General features: G+C 55.3%; 20 protein-coding genes and 3 pseudogenes. 12 read left to right on the top strand and 11 right to left on the bottom strand.

Translation table 11 applies throughout. From position 1 onward, the window contains the following. Window positions 1-29: 29 nt before the first annotated feature. From CU103_RS08130 to CU103_RS08140, 3 genes are all read right to left on the bottom strand, one after another. Entirely contained in the window at window positions 30-683 is a 654-nt protein-coding gene (locus tag CU103_RS08130; RefSeq protein ID WP_106663421.1) for a response regulator, read from the bottom strand. Continuing rightward, complete coding sequence (locus CU103_RS08135) at window positions 680-2071, bottom strand: sensor histidine kinase (protein WP_106663422.1); 1392 nt, start codon at window positions 2069-2071, stop codon at window positions 680-682. Before CU103_RS08135 ends, CU103_RS08130 begins: the two co-directional genes overlap by 4 nt. Window positions 2072-2356: 285 nt before the next feature. Then, on the bottom strand, window positions 2357-2788 hold the full coding sequence (locus CU103_RS08140) for a hypothetical protein (RefSeq protein WP_106663423.1): 432 nt from the start codon (window positions 2786-2788) through the stop codon (window positions 2357-2359). A gap of 586 nt (window positions 2789-3374) precedes the next feature. On the opposite strand from CU103_RS08140, the gene CU103_RS32735 reads away from it, so the two are divergent. Both CU103_RS32735 and CU103_RS31735 read left to right on the top strand, forming a co-directional pair. Next, window positions 3375-4010 carry an LLM class flavin-dependent oxidoreductase gene (locus tag CU103_RS32735; protein WP_425350584.1) on the top strand — a complete coding sequence of 212 codons (636 nt, stop codon included), beginning with the start codon at window positions 3375-3377 and terminating at the stop codon, window positions 4008-4010. Between the two features lie 530 nt (window positions 4011-4540). Continuing rightward, window positions 4541-4801 carry a hypothetical protein gene (locus CU103_RS31735; protein ID WP_210203728.1) on the top strand — a complete coding sequence of 87 codons (261 nt, stop codon included), beginning with the start codon at window positions 4541-4543 and terminating at the stop codon, window positions 4799-4801. Between the two features lie 116 nt (window positions 4802-4917). Here CU103_RS31735 and CU103_RS08155 read toward each other — a convergent pair whose 3' ends face one another. Together CU103_RS08155 and CU103_RS08160 are read right to left on the bottom strand one after the other, a co-directional pair. Next, window positions 4918-5691, bottom strand: coding sequence for an SDR family NAD(P)-dependent oxidoreductase (locus tag CU103_RS08155; protein WP_106663425.1), 774 nt, complete (start codon window positions 5689-5691; stop codon window positions 4918-4920). A 110-nt stretch (window positions 5692-5801) separates the two neighbouring features. Beyond that, on the bottom strand, window positions 5802-6098 hold the full coding sequence (locus CU103_RS08160) for a YciI family protein (protein ID WP_106663426.1): 297 nt from the start codon (window positions 6096-6098) through the stop codon (window positions 5802-5804). 159 nt (window positions 6099-6257) lie between these two features. Here CU103_RS08160 and CU103_RS08165 point away from each other — a divergent pair, with 159 nt between their 5' ends. From CU103_RS08165 to CU103_RS08195, 7 genes and pseudogenes are all read left to right on the top strand, one after another. Continuing rightward, on the top strand, window positions 6258-6689 hold the full coding sequence (locus CU103_RS08165) for a winged helix-turn-helix transcriptional regulator (protein WP_106663427.1): 432 nt from the start codon (window positions 6258-6260) through the stop codon (window positions 6687-6689). A 139-nt stretch (window positions 6690-6828) separates the two neighbouring features. Beyond that, window positions 6829-7863, top strand: a complete 1035-nt coding sequence (locus CU103_RS08170; RefSeq protein WP_106663428.1) for an NADP-dependent oxidoreductase — start codon at window positions 6829-6831, stop codon at window positions 7861-7863. Between the two features lie 492 nt (window positions 7864-8355). Next, window positions 8356-8706, top strand: coding sequence for a CAP-Gly domain protein (locus CU103_RS08175; RefSeq protein ID WP_106663429.1), 351 nt, complete (start codon window positions 8356-8358; stop codon window positions 8704-8706). 734 nt (window positions 8707-9440) lie between these two features. Then, entirely contained in the window at window positions 9441-10196 is a 756-nt protein-coding gene (locus CU103_RS08180; protein ID WP_106663430.1) for a pentapeptide repeat-containing protein, read from the top strand. A gap of 239 nt (window positions 10197-10435) precedes the next feature. Continuing rightward, window positions 10436-11319, top strand: a pseudogene (locus CU103_RS08185) (ISNCY family transposase); the annotation flags it as partial. A 284-nt stretch (window positions 11320-11603) separates the two neighbouring features. Continuing rightward, the gene (locus tag CU103_RS08190) at window positions 11604-11798 is read left to right on the top strand and encodes a hypothetical protein (protein WP_106663431.1); all 195 of its coding nucleotides are present in this window, start codon (window positions 11604-11606) and stop codon (window positions 11796-11798) included. 268 nt (window positions 11799-12066) lie between these two features. Further along, a pseudogene (locus CU103_RS08195) lies at window positions 12067-12225 on the top strand (helix-turn-helix domain-containing protein); the annotation flags it as partial. Window positions 12226-12247: 22 nt separating this feature from the next. Here CU103_RS08195 and CU103_RS08200 read toward each other — a convergent pair. From CU103_RS08200 to CU103_RS08215, 4 genes are all read right to left on the bottom strand, one after another. Next, complete coding sequence (locus CU103_RS08200) at window positions 12248-12736, bottom strand: DUF1772 domain-containing protein (protein WP_106663432.1); 489 nt, start codon at window positions 12734-12736, stop codon at window positions 12248-12250. A gap of 500 nt (window positions 12737-13236) precedes the next feature. Next, complete coding sequence (locus CU103_RS08205) at window positions 13237-13884, bottom strand: DUF6766 family protein (RefSeq protein WP_106663433.1); 648 nt, start codon at window positions 13882-13884, stop codon at window positions 13237-13239. Window positions 13885-13911: 27 nt separating this feature from the next. After that, window positions 13912-14328 (bottom strand): HD domain-containing protein, encoded by a 417-nt coding sequence (locus tag CU103_RS08210; RefSeq protein WP_106663434.1) that lies wholly within the window; start codon window positions 14326-14328, stop codon window positions 13912-13914. Between the two features lie 415 nt (window positions 14329-14743). Continuing rightward, on the bottom strand, window positions 14744-15301 hold the full coding sequence (locus CU103_RS08215; RefSeq protein ID WP_210203729.1) for a YybH family protein: 558 nt from the start codon (window positions 15299-15301) through the stop codon (window positions 14744-14746). 652 nt (window positions 15302-15953) lie between these two features. Between CU103_RS08215 and CU103_RS08225 the strand changes: the two genes are divergently transcribed. After that, window positions 15954-17201, top strand: coding sequence for a DUF763 domain-containing protein (locus CU103_RS08225; protein ID WP_106663436.1), 1248 nt, complete (start codon window positions 15954-15956; stop codon window positions 17199-17201). A 257-nt stretch (window positions 17202-17458) separates the two neighbouring features. Next, window positions 17459-17731 (top strand): ATP dependent DNA ligase, encoded by a 273-nt coding sequence (locus CU103_RS08230; protein WP_245448669.1) that lies wholly within the window; start codon window positions 17459-17461, stop codon window positions 17729-17731. 165 nt (window positions 17732-17896) lie between these two features. On the opposite strand, the pseudogene CU103_RS32740 reads toward CU103_RS08230, so the two are convergent. Continuing rightward, window positions 17897-18450 (bottom strand): annotated as a pseudogene (locus tag CU103_RS32740) (pyridoxamine 5'-phosphate oxidase family protein). A 202-nt stretch (window positions 18451-18652) separates the two neighbouring features. Further along, a complete protein-coding gene (locus CU103_RS08240; protein ID WP_106663438.1) occupies window positions 18653-19222 on the bottom strand; it encodes a DNA-3-methyladenine glycosylase in 570 nt (189 codons plus the stop codon). 190 nt (window positions 19223-19412) lie between these two features. Here CU103_RS08240 and CU103_RS08245 point away from each other — a divergent pair, with 190 nt between their 5' ends. Further along, window positions 19413-19772 (top strand): hypothetical protein, encoded by a 360-nt coding sequence (locus CU103_RS08245; RefSeq protein ID WP_106663439.1) that lies wholly within the window; start codon window positions 19413-19415, stop codon window positions 19770-19772. Window positions 19773-19988: the final 216 nt, after the last annotated feature.

The raw sequence follows: 19988 nt of genomic DNA on the forward strand, positions 1-19988 counted from the left end.
TTCGGTTGACGCGATCTCTAGCCCCTCACTCATTGCAGTTCGCGTGCACCAGCGTCGCGCAGTACCATGGCGGCTTCTGTTCGGTTTGTGACGTTCAGCTTTGCCAGAATCCGTCCCACATCGTGTTTCACCGTCTTTTCATGAAGGCGCAGCTTCAACGCGATCCGTTTGTTGCTCAGCCCCGTCGCAACAAGATTCAAAACCTCACACTCACGGTTGGTGAGTTCGCCGATCGAGTCAGTTGTGCAAGGCGCACCAGACAACGCCGAAATGTCGGAGAGCAATCGGGCCGATAGTTCCGGAGAAACGTAAGCTTCGCCAGCTGCCACGGTACGTAATATTTCGGCGAGTGCGCGCGATCCAACGCCTTTCAGGACATAGCCTTTTGCACCGTTCTGCAATGCCTTGATTACATCGTCCCGCGTCTCTGACACAGTCAACATCACGATCTTCTGCTCAGATGACAGCTGGAGAATTGGCGAGATTGCACTCAGTCCTCCACCCGGCATGGAGATGTCCATCAATAAGACATCCGGAGATTGCCCACGCGAGATTTGGATTGCGTCCTCTTTTGTGCAGCCTTCGCCTACGATCTGGAAATCGCTCATTTCGCCCAAGCTACGCTTGACGCCCTCCCTGAACAACGGATGGTCATCGATCACTGCTATACGCACTGCCATCATACCTGCTCCATTGAATCCATATTCAGTGACATTCGCACCCTCGTGCCATACTCCGAAGTATCGAGGCTGAAATGCCCACCCAGGCTTTCGACTCGGTCCTTCAGCCCGGCAAGTCCAATACTGGGATGGCTGATTGACGCTGGGTCAAATCCCGGTCCGCCGTCAGTGACATCCACTACAACCCGCCTGCCTCGGCAGGTTTGTACTACGCGTTGTTTGATTCCTCCGCCATGGCGGAAGCCGTTGTTCAGCGCCTCCTGAACGAAGCGGTAGATGCAAATTTTTGCAGAAGGTGCGAGCTGCGTCGGCGTGCCGGACATCGACAGATCAACGTTTGTCCCGGTTTGATATTGATGGGCCGCTACGGCCCGTTGGAGGATTTCTGACACATCAGCGGCCTCGACGTGCGGTAGCACCAAGCCCTCGCAAATGTTCCGGATTTCGCTCATTGCCTTGTCAAGACTCTCCTTGATTGCCATGACTTCACGCTCGCGGATTTCACGTGGTGCGGCAGGGTCGATCAATGTCTCGCTGTCTAGCCGGAGCGCGGCGAACGCCATCAGCTGTGCGGGCCCATCATGCAGATCCGCACCTATCCGTCGAAGATGGCTCTCGTTCAACGCCGCGGCGCGCTGCGCAGCTCGCTGGACGCGGGCATGTAGCGTCTTGTTTTGCATAAGCAGATGGGAAAGTTCGCTGATTCGACGTTTTAGGGCTCGGTCCTGGCGGTCGATTGTCCTGCTCCCGCGGAACACGATGGCTGATAAGACTAGGAAAAAAGTCAGCATAAAGATGGTAACAGCAAGCCAGCTGCGCAGTCGTACCTGGTCCAAACTATGTTGGAATTCGTCGGCAATTTCATAGAATTCTGTCACGGCGACAACCTTGCCCGACCACGGCTGGAGGACCGGATTGTAGATCTCCAGAAGCGGCTTGCCGCTCGCGCGTTCAGCATCGCTCTCTACATCGTCGATCTTGTCAAAATTAGCGACCATCTTGCCGGAAAAAGCCGTTTTCAGGTCTTCGTTGACCGGGAAGCGCTTCCCCAAAAGGCGCTTGTCATTCGAATAAAGCACCACTCCGTCGCTTCGCCAAAGCCTGAACGAAAAAAGCCTGCTACCCAATGCCCCATTCCCCAGCGTCTCGTCCAAGGCATGGGTAACGGTATCGTCGAGCACTTGATTTGTTTGCATATCGGGAAGGATCGGCGCGATTACGCTGTCGACGTATAACGCTGTGGCGGCGGCGGAATTCCGGGTAACGGCAGCTTCAACAAGAGCTGTCACAAAAATACCTGTGAATATCAGCGCGCCTGCCGATACCAGCCCCCCAGCCAGCAAAAATTGCTTTGCAAGAGACTGCGAATTCCAGCGGGTCAGGAGGCTCATGGGGACGCACGGAAATCGGGCCTATGTACAGTTTGCAGCTGCACCGCGAGTTGATTTCGCACTAGACCATTTGATCGAAGCGGCATTCGTACGATCTTTGCTGGTTCATTCATCATTTTCTCCGTCCGGTTTCGCATGTCCTAGTGGGTGTTGTCTCTCGGAAAGCAGTACATGGCTAACGGCGACAATCGGCGCGATGATCTTGTTTCGGCAGTTGAACAACATCATTGCGGCACAGGTCTGCGGACTCTGCACGCGGCCCGATTGCTTGAATGCCATGCCACGCTACTCGGCAATCGTATCCCATAACCATGCGATGAGATTCCGACGCGTGTTGCTTGATGCTTTGCGGACGTAGTGGGCAGCGGTCGCAGCGCTCACGGTCCCGCCAAAATGGCAATAGCAAAGGGCTCTATGCAATTGGTAATCGGTCAGTTGGAAAAACCGCTTTGCTTCGCCGTAGCTGTCGCCTTGCAAGCCGGCCGCTCGCAGGACGGGATCGGCGAAAGCAACCGAGATCGGCGATCTATCAACGCGGATGCGCTCCCTGGCCTCGGGAGGCAGGTTTTCCGTCTGTTGCAAAGTAGCGAGTCGCTGGTCTGGGATCGATTCAAGAAGTTCTGCCCAGCGTTCAATTCGCTGATTGCGCGATAGAGGCAGTGTTTCTCGTTCAATGTCGGCAACGGTCTGCAACTGATCGATTGCAAAGTGCTTCATTTTCTCCTCCTTTTAGATATGCGACATCAACAACGAGTAGTCAAAAACGTTCCATTCCGTAGAGGGCCGATGAAAAAATACCCACCTTCGGCTGTCAGGCCTTGACCTGGCAATGCCCTCGACGGGCGACGCCGCTACAGAAACGCAATTGCAGGAGGTAGTCATTACCTCTCGCAGAGGCTACATTCGCATCCCGAAATGTCGGCCCTGAAATAAATCCGTTAATAGTTGTAGGATTTGAACTCCTGCCGCCGGCAACCCCAGGGACCATCATGCCAAAAGTCAGAACAAAGTTGCGAGGCGGCGTCGATGTCAGTCCTGATTGCAATTTGGAAAATCGACTCAACTGGTAGACTTACTGAGGAAAACTCCCATGATGTCGGGGACGATACCGTTCGCTTCTCTCGCCGCGCTTCACATGGAAGGAGATTGGAATGTCAATCGGGTTCATGCATGTGCCGACCACCGGAATGCAAATACGAGGTGAAGTCACTTCTGTTTTCGATGGCCTATAGAAGGCTTGCGCTTCTGGAGCAGACGTGTTTCCGGCAGCTCTTGATCGAGGGGCCAGCTGGCAACTTCGCAAATATCGGGACACGTCCTCTCTCGGACTCATCCTGACGCATCGAGCCGGAATCCTTCAACCCACGGATGCGCCCGCCAGCTTACCGAACTCGATAGACTGAGTGATGGTCGTCTTTCAATCAGGTTTCCTGCCGGGTTGAAAGTGGCTGCGAATGATCAAGAGCGTCGCGTGCCCCGAAATCCCGTGGAGATGTTTCAGCAGACCGACGAATATCTGGTCTTGCTGAAACGGCTCTGGTCGAATGACCGCTCGTTCGACCATCAGGGGCCGTTCTACAGCGTCACGGCTGGCTACGTTGATAGGAGGAGCCCGCGGCGAGCCGGAATCCCGATACGGATGGGTGGCACCTCGGGCACCGCCCTCAAGTTCGCGGGGCGGCATGCTGACATGTTCGAGTTGACCCCTGGTACGCCCGAGGAGGTCGTCAAGCTCATGGAGAGAATGCAAGTGGCCGCGGCATCTTACGGGCGGGAGGACAAAATGCGCTTCGCCCTGCCAGTTAGCGTTGGTGCCCTGAGGCAACCCTTTCAAATCCTGAGACTGCAAAACTCGATGCCGTTGCCAAAAAAATCCACGTTTTTGGTACGCCAGTGCAAATCGGCGAGGAATTGGAGCCTACACGTCCATCGGTGTTGACGAATTCATGGTCGAGGGCCCGGAGGATGATCTGTCGATCGCCGAGTTTTCATACCAAAGCACTCAGTTTTTCAAGCCGCTCTCGTCTGCGGTAATTCCGCTGAGGGGAGGGGACACCCCACCCATGCTTCCCGCAAATCGGAATTGCTTAATCGGGAGAAACTGAGCTGGCAGAAACGGGGACGAGAAACGGTCGGAATAGCAGCTGCAGAAAACAGCAATCGTGGCTGTTCACAAGGAACGATTTCTGACAGGTTCCAGCCGCAACGCGAGGCTTTGGCAGCATGAGCCAGTCCAATCGCGTGATCGTTGTCATGACAGATCGAATAATGGCAAACTTGAGCTGGCGTTTGATCTGTAGAGTTCGACGAAGAAGAACGCGCCATGAATGCCCCCAGAAACCTTGCTGAACAGCATGCTGGAATACTCGGGAAGCGCCCTCGACATTCGCAGCTCAGGACCTGAGCAAGATCACACTTCGAATTGGCGACCAGACAGGCGCTACGCGCGCGAAGCTGGAAGCTGCGGGGTTGCTGAAAGACGTGCCCTATCAGATTGAGTGGTCGGTCTTTCCTGCAGCCGTCAATCTTCATGAGGCCTTGAAGGCCGATGCCATCGATATTGGACAGGCCGCCGACTCTCCGACCGTCAGCGCAATTGCCGGAGGATCGAAAATCAAGGTTGCTAAATTCTCGTTCGTGCTCCGCAGCGACGATCCGACAGCGGAGCTACTGGGAACGTTGCTGGCGTCGATGCTGAACGTCCATTGGCCTGTGACAGGCCCGCAATAAGCCTGTCACCAGCCCACTGAGAAAGAGCTCCCATCTCGGATCGCTTACGGAGGACTGCTCCGGCAGGTCGAGTGGGACAGCGCCGACCCCGTATGAGGGCCGGCGCCACCTGATGATCAGGCGCGGTACCGTGCCGCCGGTTCGGAATTGCTGAAGCCTTGCGCCAGCGCGAAGCGCGCCTGCTCGAAAGCTTCCCATGCGGCAACGTCCGGGACCGGCGGGATGGTGACGAGTTCCTCGCGGTCGAAGCCGATCAGTGCAGCATCGACGAGATGCGCGACCTCCATGACATTGGGAACCTTACTGATGTCGCCGCCAGCGCGTTCGTAGATTTCTGTGCGCGTGGCAGCAGGCAGCACGGCCTGCACATAGACGCCCTTTGCGGTGACTTCCGCTGCCAGGCTCTGCGACAGCGTCATCAGATAGGATTTGGTGGCCGCGTAGATCCCTGGCGAGTATTCGGGCAGAAGCGCCAGCACGGACGCAATGTTGACGATCGAACCGGTACCCCTCTCGACCATTCCGCCGACAACAGCGGATGTCAGCAACGTCGGCACAAGGACATTGAGCCGCAACAGCTTGTACATTTCATCCGGATCGGCCGTCGTAAAGTCGCCGATCAAGCCAGCGCCCGCGTTGTTGACCAGGATGTCGATCGGTGTGCCCGAGCGGAGACGGTCGATCACCTTGTCGAGTTGGGGGCCGTCGATGAGGTCCGCGGTGATGACCTCGATCGTAACCCCATACGCGCCGCGGAGTTCTTCGGCGAGCGTGTTCAGACGGTCGGTCGCGCGGGCAACGAGGACAAGATCATGGCCCCGTGCGGCCAGGCGGCGTGCGTAGACAGCGCCGATACCGCTCGAAGCGCCAGTTATGAGTGCGGTTGTCATGGGTGTTTTCCTGCTTGGTATCCAGCGGCTCAATGCGCTGATTGAGGTTGATCGTGAACGTGTTTCTACGAGCGGGCCGATACTCGAGGCCACCCAGCTCTGTTGCAGCGTTAGCCGCGCGCCTTCAGATGAAGCATGGGATGGTGCTCGTAGTGGCCGGCGCCATTCTTGACGATGGGATCTTCCGACGTGATCGCCTGGATGTCTTGGTCATCGGCAATCTGGTAGAGTGAGACACCGTAACCGCCGGCAGGATCCATCACGGGACCATGGGCGACGACCTTTCCTTCGTTGAGAAGCGCATCGAGGAAGGCCCCATGCTGCTTCATCCATTGCTGTTCATCGGCAGACATGGTCGCCAGAAAGTCCGCGCGTGGGGGGATGTACTTGCAGAGATAGTATTTCATAACGTGGCTCCTGGGTTGCCGGGACGTGCCTTGGCAGGGCCAGACCCGTGGTCCGACCCTTCACCTCCTCTCAGTAAATGTCCCGTTTTCTGGTGGAACATCGACGCGCAATGAGTTACTATCATTTTCAAAGCAAGTCACTATCAAAAAGATACCAACGTGAAGAATCTTTCGAGCCAGCCCTGTCTTATCGCCCGCAGCCTCGCCCTGGTGGGAGACGCATGGAGTATGCTGATAATGCGCGACGCCCATGCGGGATCCACCCGCTTCGACGAGCTCCGCAAGAACCTGGGGATCGCGCCGACCATGCTGACTAGCCGCTTGGCGGTGCTGACGGAGGAGGGGCTTTTGCAGAAGCGGCGCTACTCGGAGCGCCCCCCGCGGGACGAATACGTGCTGACACCGGCCGGCCAGGACTTCCTGCCCGTGCTATTTGCCCTTGGTGCCTGGGGACGCAAGCACCGCAGCGGTGGGGAAGTAACTCGGTTTTTCGATGCAGAAACAGAAACAGAAATCGACCCCGTCACAATTGACCGTGTAACCGGTGCACCGATCGGTTCTCGTCCCATCCGCATCGTCATGCCGCGGTGATGCCGAAGACGATTGTGAAGCACGCGACCTTGCAGCTTGGCTCCCTCTGTGGGGAAAGAGTGCCAACCCAATCCGACGTCCCATTTTACAAGGACGGCGGCTTACAAAAGCAGGACTGGGCAAGCCCGGCTGCAGGAGAATGGTCATGACAGAAAACATGCGGATACTCCTGGCGTCCCGACCCACAGCAGCGCCGAAACCAGCTGACTTCACCTTGGACAGGGCGGCGATACCGGAGCCGTCTGAAGGCCAGGTCCTGCTGAAAATCCTTTACCTATCCCTTGATCCTTACATGCGTGGGCGGATGAGTGCTGCCAAATCCTATGCGGCGCCGGTCGAAATCGGGGCAGTAATGGAAGGAGGAACAGTGGCCCGTGTCGAACGGTCGCTGCACGCCTCTTTCAAGGAAGGGGATACCGTGCTTTCGCACTCAGGCTGGCAATCGTATGCGGTTGCAAACGGCAGCGACCTGCGCAAGCTCGATCCCGCAGTTGCCCCCATCAGTACGGCGCTTGGTGTCCTTGGAATGCCAGGTTTCACAGCTTGGGCCGGCCTGCAGAATATCGGCCGGCCCAAAGCGGAGGAAACGGTGGTCGTTGCGGCGGCAAGCGGCGCGGTAGGATCAGTGGTCGGCCAAATAGCGCGCCTCAGGGGCGCGCGTGCGGTCGGCATTGCGGGCGGGCGTGAGAAATGCGCATTCCTGCTGGAAGACCTTGGGTTCGATGCCGCCATCGACCACCGAGGCCCCGATTTTGCAGACCAGTTGGCCCGCGCCTGTCCAAAGGGCATCGACGTCTATTTCGAAAATGTCGGCGGAAGAGTCTGGGATGCGGTCTTTCCGCTGCTCAATACCTTTGCCCGCATTCCAGTCTGCGGACTGATCGCTCAGTATAATGCGACACCCGGTGACACGGGCGGTGCTGACCGTCTCGACGGCACGATGCGTTCTGTGTTGACGAAAAGCCTATCAATTCGCGGCTTCATTCAGCGAGAATTCGCGAGCCAGCGCGACCAGTTCTACGAAGAGGCCAGCGATTGGATCGCCAAAGGCAAATTGCGGTATCGCGAGGATATCGTCGATGGCCTGGAAAACGCTCCAACTGCGTTCATCGGCCTGCTCGAAGGACGCAATTTTGGAAAACTCCTCATCCGTGTGGCTAAAGAACATGCGTGATAGCCGGCCATGGCACATCGCTTCCCTGGATGCTGACCAAGTTGGTGCCTTGGACGCTGTGCATGACGGCGCGAATAGACCGTTAGATCAAGAGCCTCAGCAGATGCGCGAGGTTCTGCTGGCCCTGGCTGAAGGCAGTCGCCGCTGACCGATAGGAATGCACGCGAGCCACGCTCATTTGGCGTCCGCGCGCAATAGCCGAGACAGAAAGCAGTCGGGGCCCGCCCGATAGATGAATACCCGCTTTGGGTTGTCAGCGACCTTATGAAGGGTTGCCACAGCATATTCGAGAAAGACCATCAGAATGGCTCGAATGCTTTGACGCGGTTCCTGTCGGTCAATTGCAGTTCGTCGCTAGGACCTCTGCGGGATACCCCATCAAAGACATGCTTTGACGGGAATGCTATACGAGAAGGTAGTGAGAGCTTTTTGGACCAAATGCTGCTCAACTGATTTGTTTGACGACAGGCGGATAGAAAAAAGGACAGTCACATGAACGATTTCTATTTTGGCCAAAAAGTCGTTTGCATCGACGACAAATTCAAAAACGTGAGCATCGACCAACTGATCCGAGAGGGTCAGATTTACACGGTCCGCTGGGTTGGCATGTACAACCACTATATTGACTGCGAGTTTGTCGGGATCAAAGTCGAAGAAATACACCGCGGCAATGATGATGGACCCGAAGGATATGGTGCCGCCGATATGCCGTATCGGGCGACCAGGTTCCGTCCATTGGTGAAAGATAAAATTAGCGCGTTGCGAGGGCTATTGGCCCCCAAGCCTGATACCCCGCAAGAACCGAAGACGAAAACTCCGGCAAAGAAGAAAGCGAAGGTATGAACGGTTACGAGATTGCAGAACTGTTTATTAAGGCAGCGATTGTTGACGGAATCAGCGCCAAAAAGTGGCGGAACAGGAGCGGGCAGGCTGGTGGGGGACCGTCGCGCCGTCGTCGCTGTTCCGCCAAAGGCTGACTGCGTGCTTGGCGGCAATGCGCAGTCAGGCGTCCAGAATACACCCGGAGGCGAACGACGACTAAGCAATGCTTTGAAGCTATCCACCGGAAAATAATTTACGGAATTGATGGGGAAGAAAGAGGAAGCCACGCAGGGCTGCTAGGGAGATGTAGTTGCGGGCTTCCTCTGGAAGTTTGCCCTTAAAATTTGGGGTTCACAGGGCAAAATGAGAATACACCCTGAGGCGCGCGGCCACCAACAAAATATGGGTTCGCAAAATCTTCGCTCTTCGGCAGGGCAAAAGCTTAACGCGGCCAAGTACTTGGAGCCGCACGCTGACAAAAAAGCGCATGAGACCATAAGGTCAGCGCCGACTAAGCCAACAGACTCGTGCTCAACCGTAGTAGCGGGGAGAGGAGTTCGTTGCCCCGATCTGGGCGACGAAACCAGCCTATGTCCGAAACACCGTTGGCAAAATTCCTTACAGTTTGTCAGCTTCGGCGCGCTCGCATTGGTCCAGTATGTATTCGCTGCATCGTAAGCGCTTTTGGCCGCATTCCATTTGATCTATGCTGACCTTGAAACATCTGTCCCAATGATATGCGACGGAGCAGCATTATGAGTATCTTCGGTGAGAAGCTGATGGGATCGCGTGGAGCGCAGAAATTGTCGGCTGCCGCCTTTGTGGCCGTCTCGTTATCCTCGGCTATCGCCAGTATATGTGTTCCATACCCTGCTGCAGCGGCAGATTGCAGTGCATTGGCGGCACCTGAATTGGACTGGAGCGACTGCAGCAAGAGCAAAATCATGATCCCAAGTAGCGAGCTTGAGGGCGCTAACCTTCATAGTACCAATTTTTCTGGGACCGATCTCAGCAAGTCAGATCTGAAGACGGCGAACCTGGTACAGGCAAACCTCGTGCGCGCCTCGCTTGCCGGTGCAGACGCAGAAAAGGCCAATTTCTCCGAGGTCGAAGCCTACCGCTGTAATTTTGCCGACATATCGGCTGTCGGCGCATCTTTCACAAACGCCGAGCTGCAGCGCGCCAACTTCCGTGGAGCGAAGCTGACTGGAGCGAGTTTCGAGAAGGCAGAGCTTGGACGCGCAGATTTCGACCAAGCGGTCTTGACGGGCGTCCGCTTCTCGCTCGCCGATCTTTCACGCGCAGATCTCAGTCAGGCCACCTTCGAGGGTCCGCTCGTCTTTGACCGCGCATTCATGTTCCTGACAAGGATCGAGGGGCTGGACCTCTCGGCTGCACAGGGGCTGGAGCAGCGGCAGATCGACCTAGCCTGCGGCGACGCTAAGACAAAACTGCCGGCGGGACTTAAGACTCCTTCCAGCTGGCCTTGCCCGGCAGATGTTCCAGATTAGCCGATTATTCAACAATGAAGAAAGCGGTTTCGACGCAAAATGCAACAGCTACAAGACTGTTCCATAATGTTGATTATGCGATTTTTGTATGTAGGGGGGCACATTCTATTTAGTAATGCGACAGTTGGGCCAGTTAGAGATGCGACAGTCTCGCCTCTCGACGCGCTGGTCAATGCCAACGTTGGGAGCAAGGATGACGACCTTCAGCCTGGTCGAGACCATGAGCGGTCGGAGTCGTCATGTCCTGTTTGATCACCATGTCGCAGAAAGAATTGCGTCGCCTCGAAGTTATTCAGAAGATCCGTGATCAGCGCCTGAGCGTCGTCCAGGCCGCTGAGCTGCTTGGGCTCAGCCGAAGTCAGGTGCACAGGCTGCTGCAGGCCTATGACCGTTCCGGTGCAGCCGGGCTGGTTTCGAAGAAGCGATCACGGCCAAGCAATCGGCGCCACAGCGAGGAGTTTCGCAATGCGGCGCTAGACCTGATCCGCGAACGCTATCTCGATTTTGGCCCGACGCTGGCGCGCGAGAAGTTGATCGAACTGCATCACATCTCGCTCGCCAAGGAGACGTTACGCCAATGGATGACAGAGGCCGGCATATGGGTCTCGCGACGCGAGCGTAAGAAGCGGGTTTTCCAGCCGCGTGGCCGGCGTGATTGCTTTGGTGAGCTCGTGCAGATCGATGGCTCGCATCACTGGTGGTTCGAGAACCGCGGCCCCAAATGCGCCCTACTCGTCTATATCGATGACGCCACCGGCAAGCTGCTGCATCTACGGTTTGCCGGATCGGAGAATACATTCGACTATCTGCACGCGACCAAGGCCTATCTGCAGCAATGGGGCAAGCCGCTGGCGTTCTACAGCGACAAGCATGGCGTTTTCCGCAGTACGCATGCTTCTGAGAAAGACCGGACGAGCGCCTGACACAGTTCGGTCGGGCGCTTTATGAGCTGAACATCGACATTATCTGCGCCAACACCCCGCAGGCCAAAGGCCGCGTAGAACGCGCCAACCAGACGCTGCAGGATCGGCTGGTGAAGGAACTGCGGCTGAGCAATATCAATACGATCGAAGCGGCAGACCTCTATGCACCGGCGTTTATCGAGGATTTCAATTCCCGCTGGCACTCATAGTCTCAAAGCTAAAGCCGAAGGGTGTCCCTCACCCGCCCCCGCTCCTTCCTTGCAACCCGGACCAGCCGGGCGGATCGGGGGCTGACCGTCGGCGCCGGCAGAGGTGCTGAGTGTCGCGATTCTAACTGGCTGGCGACGTCGCGCCTCTAATCAGCTTTGACATTTATGTAGCCGCAAAGTTCACATGTCCTGTTTCTGCAAAGTAGAAATGTCCGCGTGTCACCTTCTCGTTCAACGCAACGAGATATGGGATTCAGATTTTGGGATGGGTTTTAATGAGCGAACGCGAACTGCATCGCATCGAGGTTTTATCGGAGGTTGTTGAAGGTCGCCGCACGCTCGCCTCGGCGGCAATTGTGCTGTCGCTGAGTGTTCGCCAGGTGCAAAGGATCGTGCGGGACATTCTGTCTCGAAGGCGCGCCGGCGCGGCGTCATCAGAGCCGCGGCCGGCGGTCGAACAACCGCATTAAGGATGCCATGCGCGACTTGGCGCTGCAGCTGGTCCAATGCGGGAACTAGCCGCTGCTGCCCAGTCGAATGTCGCCGGTCCGGGTTGCGAGATTGAGGTCTCCGCCCTGCCCGGCGACGCGCCTCGGCGGCTGTCAGGATGACATTTCTACTTTGCACAACCGGCGACATTTCAACCTTGCCGCCACATTGTATGTAGCCGGGTGGGTTCAAGGATGAAGTGCGACTTTGTAGCGATACCAGTGGCTCATCGCAGCAAAGGGATTGCCCATGAACCGACCGTTTCGCCCCTATTCTCAGATCACCCTCGACGAACGTCGCAAGATCGAGCGCTGGCATGCTGCGAAGCTCAGCGTCGATAGTATGGCCGAGAAACCCGGACGGAATCGTTCAACGATCTTTCGCGAACTGAAGCGCAATCGCTACGAATAGATCCAGTTTGAATATGCCGTTACGGATTTGACGCTAAGGCGACCGTTACGGCTATGAGGCTCAGCATTGCGAGCACTGACCTAGCCATATGTGAGTATTCCCAGATATCACGCAGTTCTTTCCAGTCTCGAACCTCCTTGGTGCCGCCCAAGGAGAAAAAGCGCCCGCCCGCTGCATGCAGGTCCAAATCCTTTATCCAGAACTTGTTGACCGGCTGCGTGACCAGCCAGAAAATTGCCTGTACGCTCAGCATGAGCGCCAACGCGACGGCTATCAGCCAAAATCGCAGCGTGCCAAGCGGAGTCAGGAACAAGAGCGCGACCAGTGCAACAATGCCCCCCACCTCACAGATACCGCCGAAAGTGAATCCGGGATAGTAGATCGTTTGAGTTGCAAGGTAAGACTCCTTCGAGAGCCGCAACTTGCCTGGGTATTCCAGAGCGTGCGCAAGCGCCATTGCCATGGTGATGGCGACCAATAGCAATGCGATGACGTGAAGGACTTGCATCGCCGGTAAACGCACTTGCCACAGGCACGGTTCCCGCCGGTGAGATGATTCCTGATTGAACGATGCCGGGTAAAGCCGGTCGCGGACTTGCCCAATTCAACACGCTCCGCACTGTAGGACGGTCTTTCCGGATTGACCTTGCATTCAAGACCGGCGTGGCGCGGTACATCCATAGGGTACGGGTACGACTTTATCCGAATTCATACGTACGCGGAGTGCGCCCCAGCGTGCCGTGCGTGGATCCGTCTACCCTCACCTTCAGTTTCCGCGTGAACTCGGGACGCACCCATCATTTGGTTTGACAATTTCGAACGCTGATCGAAATGGTTTTAGTTTTACTTTAGATCTAGCGTTGAACAGTTTGGTTTTATTGGTGAAATCTTGTAATCGATAGCTAGTGTCAGGCGGCATAGACTGGCCGTCGCAGACCCGTTCTTCCAGCATTCCCGTCAAAATCCTGCGTGGCCTCAACGATCAGCAGCCGTTCTTTTTTACCCATCCTATGCACCGGTTTCGTCGTGGCCAGCGCTGAGCGGCTTCGATTCAGGCGAATCTTTGAACCGTAGAAAGATCGACAACACGACCAGCGTTGCAGTGGAAACAAACTCCGATTGCCAGTTTTGAAAGGATTCGAACCAGAACCGCGCGCCGCCAATATATTGGAGAAGCGACTGTTTGTCATTGCCATGGAGCACAGCCTCGGCATTTTCTGCCAAATGGCTGGCGATAAGGTGCCCCACAAAGGAAAAAATGAACAGGAACACCAGCACGAGACCAAGCGAGTATCGGTAAAGCCAACGTAACAGAGGTGAGCGCCTCGACCAGGTCGGATAGCGCGGCTTCTCACTCTCGTGCCCTTCTTCGGATGCTTCATCAGGATCCCGGGACTCGGCTGATCCCTTCTGAAACAGGTATGCAGTGAGAACGACATAGGTCGCCATCTGTAGCCACTCACTTTCCCAATTTTCGAAGAGAGCAGACAAAAAATTCTCGTTCGTGAGGTATTGTCCGACCGATATCTGTTGCAGGCCATGCTGCGCCAGCTGCTCGTTTTCATGGTAATACCCAGCGATTATCATGCCCGCCATGCTTGCCAGGAATGCAATCAAAAGAGCAATTGTGAGGCCATTGTTGCGTAAGAAACGCATATTGTTCTCCGTCGTTGATCGAGCAATTCATGAAAGACGCGTCAGGGCCTCTTCATATTTGACCAGCTTCTCACGCGCTGTCGGATCTTCCGGCTGTGATCTGACCTTTGCGATGTTATCTTTCAGATCGGCAATCTTTACGCGCCGCCCAAGGCTATTCTCGCGCGTGCGATGCACGAAGTCGAAATAATCTTCGCCTTCGCGACGGGTCACAGAATCTATGGCTTCAAGGATACGAGGGGCAAATCCTTCTGAACGGAGTTTATCGAGAGACCACGTGGTCTTTTCGACAACATCGTGCAAAACCCCGACGATCATTTCATCCTCTTCGTCCAGGGCCATCATTACCCGCAACGGGTGGAGGATATAGGGCTCTTCGTCGTCTGCGCGATTGCCAGCGTGGGCGTTGGCAGCAATTGAGATGGCATGCTCGAGGAGTGACATTTGAAAGTCTCCTGCCGGATTTGATAACGTTCAAACCCCTGCGAGCCAAACGCGTTCCGTGGAGCGCCGAATTTTTCTTCCATGCGCTGAGCGATTGGACATCAACCCGAGAAAGGATCACCCGAAGGTCCCCGCAAGATATTGTCGAGGATTCGAGTATGGTGTACGCCGTATACTAGTGGTCGAGCGTTGTGGGACCCACCACTGAATGAAGCGCAGCCCCGTAGCAAAGGCCACAAATAGCGTCGCAATGGTTTGATTGTGCTAACTGATGTTCACTTTGCGTATGCAGCGCTGTCGCGCAATAGGGTCATTGGATAGCTCCGTATAACACCTTGAGTATGCCGATGGAGAGAGACTTTAAAGAAATCCTGCACCCTTATTTCATCGCACAGATGCTAATTTCCCGTCCACCTTAACTGGTGCCATGACTCTTAGTTTCGAAAAGCGGATCAGCGTGTCTGTGGATCAAGCGCCACTCACCTTCCTCCTTGCGAAAAATTTCGGTCACCCTCAATCGCATCGGGATTGTACCCGCTCGGCCCTTCATCCGCAGCCTGGCGTTCTGAAAACCTGCCCAATAGCCTATTTCGCCGTTGGCACACATATGCACAATCTCCAGGTCGCTCTCACTCCCTGCATCGAACGAAAGCGCATCAAGCTCATATCGTCCCAAAACTTCGCGTGCGCCCTCGACGACGGCGCCCATGGGGCCGAAAAAGGTCGCAGCAAAATTCTTGACGGCAATTTTAGCTAAGGGTCCGGCATCTCCGTTGACATAAGCCTGCGCAACGACCTTGCGCTTTTCGATAAACGTCTTGAAATCATCGGTCATGCTGCACCTCTTCTTATGCACGGTTGTCCTTGCCTGCAGATCGATGATGAAACCCCAAGAGCCTTCAATGGTTCCAGCAGCGATGGCCACCCATGAATTGGACAAGTGCGGAACGGGCTGCCGGAAAAATGTAGCCATCGAGACGCTCCTGCTTTTGCCTAGTATCATCCCGCATGTACGCCGGCAATCGTCCGCCGTTTGTGTTGGGTTGGCCGCATAAAACGGTTGCCATCGGGATCGCGTTAAATTCACTGGACTAGTCCTTAGAATCCGGCACGGATATATGTCTGACCGTTTTTAGAACCTCATCTTGTTTTCAAGCCCACCTTCCAGGACCAACAAAAGGCCATGGACAACCAGTTCAAGGGCTGACCGGAAGGTTTCGACTACTCCCGACACTAGGCTGTCCGAGAAAAAACTGGTTGACATTGTTAACTCGTCTCTCACTGCAGGCGATAGGAGCTTCCTCATGAACCCCAAGAAATTTGGAACCCGACTGGGCTAAGACTCGGCTTTCCCATCGGTGAGATGGAAGTTGTTCAACCTCGAGAAACTTGAAAAGGCCAATCCCAACAATGAGAGTTTCGCGTTGGCATTGCGCGCCAAGCTGTGGCCCAGGTGATTTAGTGATTCCGCAGCGTGAGTGTTGGTAGTTTCGCGTAACCTGGTTTTTGAACGTGGCCCTCTGAGCAAGATTCGAAACCTCCGCAGGTAGTGCGTGTCTTTAAACTCGCGGCTGGGCTATTGAAAGCTTATATCTAAACCGTGACACGTGGTGTGGAGTTCGACCTTGGCACAAAGATCCGGAAGCGCTGACCTTCCCTTGCACGGCGGCAAGGTTCCAAGGTGGCTTGGGGACCGCATGACGAGGCTCGGCGCAGTAATGTGCGAGGCAATCGTCCATCATTATGGGCGCGACGAACTCCTGCGCCGCCTTGCGCATCCGTTCTGGTTTCAGTCCTTCGGCACTGTTATGGGGATGGATTGGCATTCCTCCGGCATCACCACCAGCGTGATCGGCGCACTGAAACGTGGACTTACCCCGCTATCGCGCGAACTCGGCGTTCATGTGTGCGGTGGCCGCGGGGCCTATTCGCGCAAGACTCCCGACGAACTCACTGCGATTGGCAACCGGGTCGGGATTGACGGTGCCGGACTTGCCAAGGTGAGCCGGCTGGTGGCAAAGGTCGACAGCGCGGCGGTTCAGGACGGTTTTGACCTCTATCTGCACGGCTTTATTGTCACGGACGATGGTCATTGGACCGTTGTTCAGCAGGGGATGAACGGCGATGACCGACAGGCGCGCCGTTATCACTGGCTGTCGGAAGGCCTGACGAGTTTCGTTGATTCACCCCATGCGGCCATTGAGGGAAAAGGGCACGGGAAGATTGTAAATCTTGCCGATCGCCGTGCCGTTGCTTCGCGCAAGGGTCAACTTGACGTCTTGCGCACCTTAGGTCCGGATCGGATTGTGCGTGAGGTAGCAGCGCTCAAAGCTGATCCTCTCGCACTGCCGGGTGCCAAAGATCTGGCGCAACCGATGCTGCCACATCTGATCATGCCAGCTCATCATGATGTGAGGGAATCCGATATCGTCATGCGGCGTTTGCACGGAAATCTTGCGGCTGCTGCCGACAGAGGCCCCGCAGATTTCGAGGACTTGCTTCTCGTTCCGGGCGTTGGCGCACGCACGGTCAAAGCGTTGGCCATGGTTGCCGAAGTGATTCATGGAGCACCATGCCGCTTTTCAGATCCGGCACGCTTTTCCCTTGCCCACGGCGGCAAAGATCGGCACCCCTTTCCAGTACCTTTGAAGGTATATGACGAGACAATTAAAGTACTGAAGTCAGCGATACAGAAGGGAAAATTGGGGCGGGCAGAGGAGCTTCACGCAATTAGGAAGCTGGACGAGCAGTCGCGGGAGATCGAACGCTATGTGACCGGACCTGACCTGAAGAAAATTGTCACCAGCGAGTATGAGCGGTCGGCCCAATTTGATGGCCGCAGTGTGTTTGGTTGGGAACCGGGATCAAGGTAAAGCGAGGTTGTAACGGAGACGTTGGACATGACGACCAGACTTGAAACCTGTGCTTGTTTTCGTGGCGCGATCACAGCAACCTTTCTGTGAATCGTCATGTTACGACACCCTTGAATTTGCAATGACCCGATGTAACACAAAGCCGCAACGCCGGTCATTCACTTAAAGTGATCATCACCCTGAATTGCCCGGCAGGCCACACGCGCTCTGGTGCAGAACATACTTAGTCGACGGCGTATCTCCTAAGAATATTGAAGGTGCAAGGCTCAATCGCCAGCCTGCTGTTGGCGGCGAAAAAGGTGAACAAGCTGGTCTATGTGGGCAACGTTGGGACAGGTTTTTCGGCAAAGCTGGCGCGAGATTTGCGCAGACTGCTTGATACGATGCGGGTCGATAAACCATCTATGCCGATCAAGGGCAAGGGGCTGGTGTTCGTTCGACCCACGCTTATCGCCGAAGTCAATTTCAGTGCCTGGACGCATGACGGAAATTTGAGGCATCCGCATAGGGAGGTCTACCGACTGGCGTGAGTGGGTCACGAACATATCGTTTGCCCCCTCGGCGGCCTGGCACAGCGTCCCCGTCGCGGGCCATAGATTCCCACGTGCTGTTCGATGACGGCATGCGGAGGTCCCCTCGCCCCAACCGAGCTGCTATCCGGTAATGCTGCCACATATTTGTAACATTCGATCAGTTCAAGGGCACGTCCGCTCGTTCGTCTTGTAGTCGTGTTTTGGATCGACGCTCAGAAGCATTTTAATGCCCGCCAAGATGCTGGAGCCATCTAACCATATTTCAGCCCGCTCCGCATTCAAGCGCAGTAGCACAAGCTTGGGATCCTCTTTGCCGTGCTCGTACCAGGCCGCGACAAAATGGTTCCATAGCGCGTCAATGGTGGCGCGATCGTTGTCAATGACAACTGATCCGTGAACGGATGCGAAGATATCGTGGCCCTTAGATGCAAAAGTTGCGACAGCGCGGGCCCCATCTCCGAAATTTTTGACAAGAGAGCTTCGGTCGATGTGAAGAACCAAATAGGACCGTGTTGTCCGTCGAGCTGCGCTGTCATGGGTCGGGTGTGGCTCTCTTCGACCCCGACTAGACCCAACATCATTGTCATGTCAGACTTAAGCGCTTCCCAAAATTTTTCCTGGATTTCGTGCGGATTTGTCATGTGAAGTCCCTCCTGAAAATGGCATTGCTCAACTTTCAATGAGACCAAAAGTTCCGGGCTTTTTAAAAACCTCATTCAACGCGACGCAACTACTGCGAGAGCGAGACCTGAAGTGGAGTGCCAACGGCCATCTTCTAAAAACACTTAATGAAAATTTAGTAATATTTTGAATTTATTGATTAATTAACCGACAATTATTCTTCCAAGCGGTCATTTTGCCACCAGCCCTGCTGCGTGAGCATCTTCGCTGGCGGTTGTGACCGGAGCGGCCCCAGCCTCACTCAAGAGGCGTTGCTGCCAAGCCAAGCTTTGCACTTAGAAAGGGAGAGCCGAGAAGCCCAAAACGCCAGGGTTTGTCGATAGCCCGGCTAATGCCGACACGCGGTCCGCAGCAGACGTCGAAAATGTCATGAGACGGCTCTAACAAAAAAGGAGGCACAAGCAGAGACATGCCGTCATGTGACTTATCTATGCCAAGAGCCTGGGTGAGTTTTCCCGGTCCTGAACATAGGTTTGGAATATTGCCGCGTGATCGCCGGCGCTTCATGGTCTCAATACCCTGGGCAGGCTCCAACGCTCTAATGAGCACAGCTGATCCGGGCAGACATACAAAATTCAAACACCAGTGAATGCCATAAGAACGATAGACATACGCATGGCCCGCAGGTCCAAACATCGATCGGTTGGACTTGCTTGGCCCGCGAAAGCTATGTGAGGCGGGATCATCAGGAGCATAGGCTTCAGTCTCGACAATTAGCCCGCCCACGCCGTCAACCAATAGGCTCATTCCGATGAGATCCCGGGCAACGGCATGGGCACAACGATGAAAAAAGATCGAATTCAGCATCGCATCACTTTTGCTCAAGAGTGGAACCAATTTGTCTGATTTGGCCTTTAAGGTCCGGAGACGCAAAGTGCGAATTCCACACAGACGTTATTCACCCGTCGGGAGGTTTCCATGGGCCGCGGCATCTAATCCTAAACGGGTGGACAGCGCTTTTCCTGAACCGTTATCATTAAGAATGGAGAGTGATCAAATGAAAGACAAAATCCCACTCGATCGCCCTGGATCTCTGGATTCCGAGCCGGGTAGCGACACTTATTTGGTCGATCAGGTTTTGGAGGCCAGGGATAAGTCAGACCATGATGCAAATAGGCCAGTTGACGTCGCGGAGGAATTGAACACCATGCGCGCCGAAATTGATAAAATCACCGAATCCATCGGATTGTTGGCAGGCAGCGCGAAGACGCTGGTTTCGGAAACTCCAACTATACTCGAACAGGAATTGCGCAGCCTTGTACAGCGCAAGCCTTTAACAGCGCTTATTGGAACAGTCGCGTTAAGTTTCGGTCTAGCCCTGCGGTTGATCGGTCCCAGCAATCGCCGCTCGTATTAAATCAACCGAATATAGCAACGGGAACTCAAGCCTATTCGCAGATTGGGGATGGCTGATCCCCAATACCGTCTTCCTTACACTAAGCTTATGTTTCAACGATGCCTCTATGCGCCATTTCGGCAACGTCGTGTATTTCGATAGCCATCAATGTGTTGCTCAGCGTCGAGGCAACGGTGGCGTGGCTACGCGGTCGCGGTGGCGTCCAGATGCCAGCCC

The sequence above is a fragment of the Phyllobacterium sophorae genome (genome assembly GCF_003010965.1).
Lineage (GTDB): Bacteria > Pseudomonadota > Alphaproteobacteria > Rhizobiales > Rhizobiaceae > Phyllobacterium > Phyllobacterium sophorae.